Here is an 8,279-nt window from a genome sequence, read left to right as displayed (position 1 = left end):
TTCGCGCCCCTTCATTTCCGCGCCGCGCTCGGTACGGACCCAGCCGCGTTGCGGCCCGGCATGGCCGCGCACCAGCTCGGCCGCGTCGGGGTTGCGCTTCTGCGGCATGATCGAGCTGCCGGTCGACCATTGGTCGGAGAGTGCGACGAAGCCGAAGGGCTGCGACGCCCAGAGCACGAACTCTTCCGCAAGGCGCGACAGATGCAGCGAGCAGTTGGTCGCCGCCTGGAGATAGTCGATCGCGAAGTCGCGGTCGCTGACCGCGTCGAGCGAGTTGCGCGTCGGCGCATCGAAGCCCAGCGCGGCGGCCGTCATGTGCCGATCGACCGGGAAACCCGTCCCCGCCAGCGCCGCCGAGCCGAGCGGGCACTGGTTCATCCGCGCGCGCGCATCGGCGAAGCGGCTGGCGTCGCGCACGATCATCTCGTGATAGGCCATCAGATGATGGCCCAGCGTCACCGGCTGCGCGGACTGAAGATGCGTGAAGCCCGGCATCACGCTGTTGGCATGTTCCTCGGCACGGGTCAGCAGCGCCTCGCGCAGCGCGCCCAGCGCCACCAGCGTCTCGTCGATCGCATCGCGTACCCACAGGCGGAAATCAGTCGCCACCTGGTCGTTGCGCGACCGCGCGGTGTGCAGGCGCCCCGCGACCGGGCCGATCAGTTGGGCCAGCTTCGCCTCGGTCTGCATATGGATGTCTTCGAGGGTCAGGTCCTCGGCCACGCCATTGGCGGCATAATCCTCGGCGACCTTATCCAGCCCGGCGGCGATCGTCGCGGCGTCCTCGGCCGACACGATGCCCTGTTCGCCCAGCATGGCGACATGCGCCTTCGATCCGGCGATGTCCTGTTTCCACAGTCGCTTGTCGAAGGGGATGGACGCGTTTATCTCGCGCATCACCGCGGCGGGACCTTCTGCGAAGCGCCCGCCCCACATTGCGTTGGAGCCGCCCATGTCGTCGCGTACCGTGATCGCCTGTCTCCTGGGGCTGATGGTCGCCGGGTGCGATAAGCAAAGCCCCGCCCCGGAGCAAGCCGCCAACACCGCCAGCGGAGAAGTTTCGAGCGGCGAGGTGACGGGCGGCGAAGTCACCGCCGCCCCCGCCCCCGAAGCCCCCAAGCCCGCCGGCACGGTCGACCGTGCCCACAAGGGCGAAGCGGCCCCGACGCTGGGCTTCACGACGCTGGACGGCAAGCCGGCCACCCTCGGCGATTTCCGGGGCAAGCCGGTGCTGGTCAATCTCTGGGCGACCTGGTGCGGGCCATGCGTCGCCGAGATGCCGACGCTCGCCGCCACGGCCGAACGGCTGAAGGGCAAGGTCGCGGTGATCGCGATCAGCCAGGACCTGGACGGCGCGGCCAAGGTCACGCCCTTCCTGGCCGGTCGCAAGCTCGACGCGCTGCCCGTCTATCTCGACCCCAAGCTGGGACTGAGCACCCATTACCGCGCCAATCTGCCGACCACGATCCTCTACGATGCGACTGGCAAGGAGATCTGGCGCGTGACCGGCGGGTTCGACTGGGCCGGGACCGAGGCGCAGAAACTGCTCGCCGAGGTGTAAGGGACAGACCGTTGCCTATGGTTTAAGCCCCCCGTTCAGGCTGAGCGAGGTAGAACTGCATCTGGATGAAAAAGAACCCCGCCCGGCCTTTGGGCCGAACGGGGCAGTCTGGGTTTAAATGCGCACGCCAGAGCGTCGAACGGGGGGCGACGGTCCGCCGCCCCCATCCGTCATCAGAACTCGGCGGTCAGGCCGATGAAGACGGTCCGGCCGACCGCATCATACAGGCCCGGATAGGTGTTGCCGTTGCCGAACGAGGTCAGCAGGCCCTGCGCGATGATCGGCGGATCCTTGTCGAACAGGTTGTTGACGCCCGCGCGGAAGACGATGCCGTCCTGCACCTTGGCGGTGCCGGCGAGGTCGAAGTAATTATACGCCTTGATCCGGCTGTTGAACGCCGACGGCGTGCCCGACAGGTTCGGATCGGACGAGTTGCTGGTCAGGTTCGTCGCGCCGATATAGCGCCAGTTGAGCGACAGCGAGCCGACCTTGGCCGCATCGGTCCAGGTGAAGCGCGCCTGGTGCCGCCATTCGGGCGTCGGCTGGCCGCAAACCGGGCCGAAGAAGCCGACACAGTCATAGGAACCGAGACCCGGCACCGGCTCGTTGACCAGCTTGCGGTTCCAGTTGCCCTGGAAATCGACGCCCAGCGAGCCGACGCCGCCCAGCGGCTGGAGATAATTGAGAAGGAAATCGACACCCGAGGTGCGCAGCGAGCCGGTATTCTGCGTCGTCGAGACGATATAGCCCTGGTCGCCGAAGATGATGCCGCCGCGCGGATCGCGGTTGAACAGGTTGCAGAAGAACGGGTTGCCGGTTGCGATGCACTGGCTGATCGTCTGGTTGACCGAGATCGAGCCGATATAGTCGCGCACGCGGATGTCGTAATAATCGACCGAGAAGGTCAGGCGGCGCAGGAAGCTGGGCGTGAAGACGATGCCCGCCGTATAGGTGTCGGCGGTTTCGGGACGCAGCGCCGGATTGCCGCCGAACTGCGCGGTGCAGGTTTCCGCCGGGCAGTCGGTGATACGGCCATATTGCGCCTGGGTCACGCCGGTGCGCGCACATTGGGCGAAGGTCGCGGTCGGCGTCGCGGTGGCGCAGGGGTCCTGCGCGCTGACATTGCCGTTGAACTGCGGCCCGAACAGCTCGGACACATTGGCGGCGCGGATCGCGCGGTTGTAGCTGCCGCGCAGACGGACGTCGCTGGTCGGCGCCCAGGACAGCTCGGCCTTGTAGGTCGAGACGATCTTGGACAGGTTGCTATAGTCCGATCCGCGATAACCGGCGTTGAGCGACAGGTCCTTGAAGAAGGGCTTGTCCTGGATCAGCGGCACTTCGATTTCGGCGAAGACTTCGTTTACGTCGAACCGGCCTTGCGTCTCCTTCGTCCCCTTTTGCAGGGCGAGCGCGTCGGCGCGGAACTCCAGGCTCTCATAGCGATGCTCGACGCCAAGGACGACGCCGATGCCGTCATTCGACCAGGGCGACTTCACGCCATAGGTGCCCAGGTCGGCGCTGATATTGCCGCTCAACACGGTTTCCTTGTCGACGCCGCGAGTCGAGGTCGGCGCGTAGATGTAGCCGAAGGCCGCATCCGAGATGCCGTTGAAGCGGAAGATGTCGAGCGGAATGCAGTTCGGGTCGGTGCCGTCGATCACCGATTTGCAGGTGGGCGTGCCGTTGCGGTTGACCACCTGGATCGCGCGGTTGGCGCGCGACGGGTCGATGTCGTTCGAATAGGTCTCGTTGAACAACACCGTCGAGAACAGCGCGTTGGCGTCATAGCGGATGCCCTCCGCGATCTGGCCGCGCACGCCGCCCGAGAAGCGGTAGTCGGTGTGACGCAGATCGTCGCGACGCGGCCGCGCGTTCCCGGCGACCGGGCGATAGCCGATATAGGCCTGTTGCGAGGCGTTGGTGCCATAGGCGTTGCCGCACAGGATCTGACCCTGCTGCGCGCTCAGGAACGGATTGTCGCAATTGATCGTGTAGGTGTAGCCCTGGAACAATGCGGAGGGGGCGACCTGCGAATTGGTGTGGTCGTCCATGAACATGACGCTGCCATAGGCCTCGATCGCGGGCGTGATCTCGTACTTGGCGAAGGCGCCGGCGGTGTAGCGCGTGTCGTTGCGCTGGAAATAGTTCAGCGGCGCATAATTATAGCGGAAGCTGTTGTCATAGGGCACCCAGGTGCGGTTGCCGTCGCGGGTGTTGTTGAAACGGCCCGCATCGGCGCTGGGACCGGTGATCGGGTCGAACAGGCCATATTGGTTGTTGCTCGATCCGCCGCAGGTCAGCGTCGAATTGCCCGCCCCCGCCGGATCGAAGGCGCAGGACGAGACGTCGCGATTGCCCTGCAGGATCGGCTTGGTGTCGCGATAGCCGAAATAGGCGGTCACATTGCCGCGTCCGTCGGGGAAGTTGGTGCCGAAGGCCAGGTTGACGTCCAGCTTCTGCCCGTCGAGGATCATCGGCTGGGCCAGGCGGTAATTGGCCTGACGCTGGATGCCGCGCGCGAAGTCGTTGTCGTTCTGGTGCTGGGCGAAGCCGTACTGCACATCGGCGCGCACGCCGTTCAGATCGTCGCGCAGGATGAAGTTGACCACGCCCGAGATCGCGTCCGAGCCGTACACCGCCGAGGCACCGCCGGTCACCACGTCGACGCGCTTGATCAGCGCGGTCGGCACGAAGTTCAGGTCGTTGGCCTGCACCGGCAGCATGCGCTGCCCGTTGATCAGCACCAGGTTGCGGTTGCTGCCCAGGTTGCGCAGGTTGACGCGCGCGGTGCCGTCCGAGCCGTTCGAGCCATTCTCATTGGCGTCCGGCGTCACCTGCGGCAGGCGGTTGAGCACATTCTCGACCTGGACCGCGCCCTGATAGCGGATCTCGGTAGCATCGACGACGGTCAGCGGGCTGTTGCTGGTCAGGTTGGGCCGTTGCAGGCGGGTGCCGGTGACGACGATCGCCTCGCCGTCCTGTCCTGCCTCTCCGTTACCCGCAATCTTGGCGGCGTCGGACGTCGCCCCCTGCTGCTGGGCTTTCGCCGTCGACACCGAGAGTAGCGCAATCGCAATGGCACCGGCCGAACAGGCCAGCTTCTTGTAATTTCCGGTCACGGATGACCCCCCTCTTTGATCTTATAGGACCAAAGGCTGACCCAAGATCACGCCCATGTCAAATATATTATACCATCTTTAGGATGCTATTTTTGGATAGGAGGTCGGGTGAGCAGTCCCAGGCAACCGATCATCGCATGTTGCGTTGCACCAATGGATCGTTGCGCCCAGCGAACTATCGGACGTGACGAATGACGCTTCAGGGAGCCGATGATGCAGGCCAATCGCCGCGAGCTGGTCGCCGCCTTCGCCATTTTGGGACTGTCGCCGGCAATGGCCACCCGCCTCGCCGCACAGAGTGCCGCACCGCTGGGCAAGGAGCAGCCCTTTTCCTGGGCGATGCTCCAGAGCCGGGCCGAGCAGCTGGCGCATCGGCCCTATACGCCACAAGCCAAGGTCGAGGCCGCCGCCGCGATCGATTATGACGCGGTCGGCACCATCCGCTACCGCGACGACAAGACGCTGGCGGGCGGCATCCGGCTGTTCCCGCTCGGCCGCTATGCCCCCAACCCGGTCGGCATCCACATCGTCGAGGGCGGCACCGCGCGCACCGTCCCCTTCTCGGCCGACCTGTTCACCGCGGAGGCGGGCCATGCGCCGCCGCTCGGCATCGCCGGCTTCCGCGCGATGACGGCGGACGGCAAGAGCGACTGGCTGGCGTTCCAGGGCGCCTCCTATTTCCGCACCGCCGGCGCGCAGGACCAGTACGGCCTGTCGGCACGCGGCATCGCGATCGATACCGGCATCGACGGGCGCGAGGAATTCCCCGCCTTCACCGATTTCTGGATCGAGCGGACGGGCGCGCAGGCCTATACCGTCCATGCGCTGCTCGACGGGCCGAGCGTCACCGGCGCGTACCGAATCGAGTCGGCCAAGGCCGCGAACGGCGTCGAACAGCGCGTGTCCGCCGTCCTGTTCTTCCGCCGCGACGTCGAGCGGCTGGGCATCGCGCCCGCGACCAGCATGTTCTGGTATGGCGAGGGCAATCGTGCGGCGGGCAGCGACTGGCGGCCCGAGATTCACGATTCGGACGGCCTCGCGCTGCTGACCGGCGCGGGCGAGCGGCTGTGGCGGCCGCTGGTCAATCCACCGCGTCCCACGCTGGACAGCTTCGCCGACACCGATCCGCGCGGCTTCGGCCTGCTCCAGCGCGACCGCGACTTCGACCATTATCAGGACGACGGCGCCTTCTACGACCGGCGCGCGAACCTGTGGGTCCAGCCGCAAGGCGACTGGGGGCGTGGGCAGGTGATGCTCTACGCCTTCCCCACCAATTCGGAGACGGTCGACAATATCGTCGCCTTCTGGAACCCCGCCGATGCGCCCAAGGCCGGGCAGAAGCGCCAGTTCGATTACCGGTTGAGCTGGACATCGACCGACCCCACCGTGGTGCCCGCCGTCGCCCATGCGGTCGATGAATGGACCGGCGCCGCCGGCCGGCCGGGGGCCGAACCGACGCCGGGCGCACGCAAGCTGGTGGTCGATTTCGTCGGCCCGGCGCTGGCCGGCCTCGACCGACAGAGCAGTGTCACCGCCGACATCTCCGTTGCGCGCGGCAAGATGCTGACCCAGGCCGCCTATCCGGTGGTCGGGCAGGTCAATCGCTGGCGCGTGACCGCCGACATCGCGCCGGAAGGACAGGGACCGGCCGATGTCCGCCTGTTCCTGAAGCGGGGGGGCAAGGCGCTGACCGAAACGGTGCTGATGCCGGTCTTCCTGCCATGAACCATCCCCACGCGATGATGCCCGAGCCGGCGCCGCTGACCATGGAGGTCCAGCGGTTCGACGGCCCGCCGCCGCCGCACGACGCCCCCGATCCGCGCCCGGGCATCAACCTGTCCCCCGACGATATCCTGACGCGTCGGCTGTTGCTGGTGCTGATCACCGGTTTGCTCGCTACCGCCGCCTCCGCGTCGGTCAAGGAGGCGTTGCTCAGCGACGGGTTCAGCCTGCTCGACGGGCTGCTCCTGCTGCTGTTCTTCCCGCTGTTCGCCTGGATCTCGTTCGGCTTCGTGACGGCGGCGATCGGCTTCATCCTGCTGATCTCGCGCGCGCATCCCGGCATCACCGCCGCCCCCAAGAACGCCGCGCCGCCGACCGCGCGCACCGCCGTGCTGGTGCCGGTGCACAATGAGGATGTCGATGCGGTCTTCGACCGGATCGCGCGCATGGCGGTCATGATCGACCGCGCGGGCGCGGCCGACCGCTTCGCCTTTTTCGTTCTGTCCGATTCGGGCGAAGCGGCGGAGGACGAAGAGCGCGCCGCCTGGGAATGCTGGGCGCCGCGCCTGCGGGTGCCGCTCTATTATCGTCGCCGGACCGAGAATGTCGGGCGCAAACCCGGCAATGTCGCCGAATGGATTCGCAACCATGGCGGCGGGTACGACTTCATGCTGATGCTCGACGCCGACAGCCTGATGGGCGGCGACACCATCGTCGGCATGGCGCAGGTGATGGAGCAGCGCCCGTCGATCGCGCTGTTGCAAACCGTGCCGATGATCATCGGCGCGACGACCTTCTTCCAACGCTGGATGCAATTCGCCAGCCGCTTCTACGGACCGATCTCGACCGCTGGCCTCGTCTGGTGGTCGGGGTCCGAATCGACCTTCTGGGGTCATAATGCGCTGATCCGCATCCGCGCCTTCGCCGAGAGTTGCGGCCTGCCCGACCTGCCCGGACGGCCGCCCTTCGGCGGTACGATCATGAGCCATGACATGGTCGAGGCGGCGCTGCTCCGCCGGCGCGGCTGGCGGCTGCACATGCTGATGGTCGAGGACAGTTTCGAGGAGTTTCCGCCCACTCTGATCGACCAGGCGGTGCGCGACCGGCGCTGGGCGCAGGGCAATATCCAGCATCTCAAGCTGCTGGGGGCGAGCGGGTTCCACTGGATCAGCCGGTTGCAGTTGCTGATCGGTGCCTCCGCCTATCTGATGTCGCCCGCCTGGCTGATCCTGATCGCCACCTCGATCGCGCAGAGCCTGTCCGACGATGCCGCGACGGTGCGCGCGGTCACCTCGACCCAGGTGCTGGTCGTGACGCTGGTCCTGCTGTTCGGGCCGAAGGTGCTCAGCATCCTCTGGGCGATGGCGGATGCCGAACGGCGGGCGAGCTATGGTGGGGCGAAGGGCATCCTGGCCTCGGTCGCGCTTGACGTGCCGCTGTCGATTCTGACCGCGCCCGTCGTCGCGCTCACCCAGACGATCGATCTGATCAACATCGTGCGCGGCAAGCCGTCGGGCTGGAGCCCGCAGAGCCGGGTGCGCGACGGCTTGGCGGCGGCGGATGCGATGCCGCGCTATTACTGGCATCTGGGAGTGGGGGCCGCGTTGGTGGTCGTGTCGTTCCTGAACCCGATGCTGGGGGCGTGGCTGTCACCGGTGACGCTGGGATTGCTGCTGGCGCCGTGGATGGCGATGGAGACCGCCAAGGTGCGGCCGGGCGAGCGGCTGGCGAAGAAGGGCGTGTTCGCGGTGCCGGGGTCGGAGGTGGCGGAGCCGGTTCGGCCTTTGGCTTTGGCGTGACGGTACAGCGTGGGCTTCGACTTCGCTCAGCCTGAACGGGGTTTTGGGAAGATGTCTATCTACAACAGCCGTTCAGCC

Annotated in this window: 5 protein-coding genes; 3 read left to right on the top strand and 2 right to left on the bottom strand. The window is 66.7% G+C overall.

The features are described 5' to 3' along the window. On the bottom strand, window positions 1-936 hold a 936-nt coding region (gene argH / locus ACQKJZ_RS16665; protein WP_427732499.1), incomplete at its 3' end, for an argininosuccinate lyase. 16 nt (window positions 937-952) lie between these two features. On the opposite strand from argH, the gene ACQKJZ_RS16660 reads away from it, so the two are divergent. Further along, entirely contained in the window at window positions 953-1,561 is a 609-nt protein-coding gene (locus ACQKJZ_RS16660; RefSeq protein WP_427732497.1) for a TlpA family protein disulfide reductase, read from the top strand. A gap of 173 nt (window positions 1,562-1,734) precedes the next feature. On the opposite strand, the gene ACQKJZ_RS16655 is transcribed toward ACQKJZ_RS16660, so the two are convergent. Next, window positions 1,735-4,680, bottom strand: coding sequence for a TonB-dependent receptor domain-containing protein (locus tag ACQKJZ_RS16655; RefSeq protein WP_427732495.1), 2,946 nt, complete (start codon window positions 4,678-4,680; stop codon window positions 1,735-1,737). Window positions 4,681-4,890: 210 nt separating this feature from the next. On the opposite strand from ACQKJZ_RS16655, the gene ACQKJZ_RS16650 reads away from it, so the two are divergent. Together ACQKJZ_RS16650 and mdoH are read left to right on the top strand one after the other, a co-directional pair. After that, entirely contained in the window at window positions 4,891-6,405 is a 1,515-nt protein-coding gene (locus tag ACQKJZ_RS16650) for a glucan biosynthesis protein (RefSeq protein ID WP_427732493.1), read from the top strand. After that, on the top strand, window positions 6,402-8,201 hold the full coding sequence (gene mdoH, locus ACQKJZ_RS16645) for a glucans biosynthesis glucosyltransferase MdoH (RefSeq protein ID WP_427732491.1): 1,800 nt from the start codon (window positions 6,402-6,404) through the stop codon (window positions 8,199-8,201). The genes ACQKJZ_RS16650 and mdoH overlap by 4 nt, the downstream gene beginning before the upstream one ends. Window positions 8,202-8,279 lie beyond the last annotated feature (78 nt).

Origin of the sequence: Sphingomonas sp. NPDC019816, assembly GCF_050274375.1 — a bacterium.
GTDB lineage: Bacteria > Pseudomonadota > Alphaproteobacteria > Sphingomonadales > Sphingomonadaceae > Sphingomonas.
The sequence above is the reverse complement of the archived record's forward strand: the minus strand, read 5'-3'. Positions and strand labels throughout refer to the sequence as shown.

What these genes read in the sequence shown, in the direction of transcription:
- ACQKJZ_RS16660 (WP_427732497.1), top strand. Translation starts at nt 953, where the DNA reads ATGTCGTCGCGTACCGTGATCGCCTGTCTCCTGGGGCTGATGGTCGCC.
- ACQKJZ_RS16650 (WP_427732493.1), top strand. Translation starts at nt 4,891, where the DNA reads ATGATGCAGGCCAATCGCCGCGAGCTGGTCGCCGCCTTCGCCATTTTG.
- mdoH (WP_427732491.1), top strand. Translation starts at nt 6,402, where the DNA reads ATGAACCATCCCCACGCGATGATGCCCGAGCCGGCGCCGCTGACCATG.